Consider the following 588-nt stretch of genomic DNA (forward strand, 5'->3'; position numbering starts at 1 on the left):
CCCGTGCCTGCTCGGCCAAAGCCGGATCGTACTCGACCGCGGTCACCTGGCCTGAGGAACCGACCAGTTCGGCCAGGATGGCGCTGTAGTAGCCCGTGCCGGCGCCGATATGCGCAATCGTGCTCCCTACAGCCGGATTGAGCGCGTGCATCATCCGCGCATGCAGGGAGGGGCTGCCGTTGTTCACGCCCCGCTCCTGCTTGAGGGCGAACAGCACGTCCTGGTAGGCGTAGACGGGGTCATTGGAGGGCAATGCCACGTATCCGCTCGAACCCTGCCGGACGTGCCAAGGCTCGAGGCCGAGAAAGCTCTCACGGGGAACAGCCGCGAATGCGTTCTCCAGGCGCTCGCTCATGATGCCGAGCAGCCCGACCATCTGGCGGGCGTAGCGTATTGCCTCACCGAAGAATGCTCCCGACACGGATGGTCGTTGCCTCATCTTCATGCTCCCGGCAAGCCTCAGGGCTCTGCGGGCACCGAGCCTTGATCCGATGACCCGAACACCATGGCCCATGCCGCATCCCGGCGCCAGATTTTCAGACGCCGCTGGAGTGTGCGCAGATGCCGCTCGGAGTACTGGTCAGGATA

At 64.6% G+C, this 588-nt stretch carries 1 protein-coding gene; it reads right to left on the reverse strand.

The genetic code is table 11. From position 1 onward, the window contains the following. Positions 1-439: protein-L-isoaspartate O-methyltransferase family protein (locus FS320_RS44840; protein ID WP_420846867.1), on the reverse strand; the 439-nt coding region annotated here is incomplete at its 3' end. Positions 440-588 lie beyond the last annotated feature (149 nt).

This window comes from Microvirga tunisiensis, assembly GCF_009296175.1.
In the GTDB taxonomy this organism is placed as follows: domain Bacteria; phylum Pseudomonadota; class Alphaproteobacteria; order Rhizobiales; family Beijerinckiaceae; genus Microvirga; species Microvirga tunisiensis.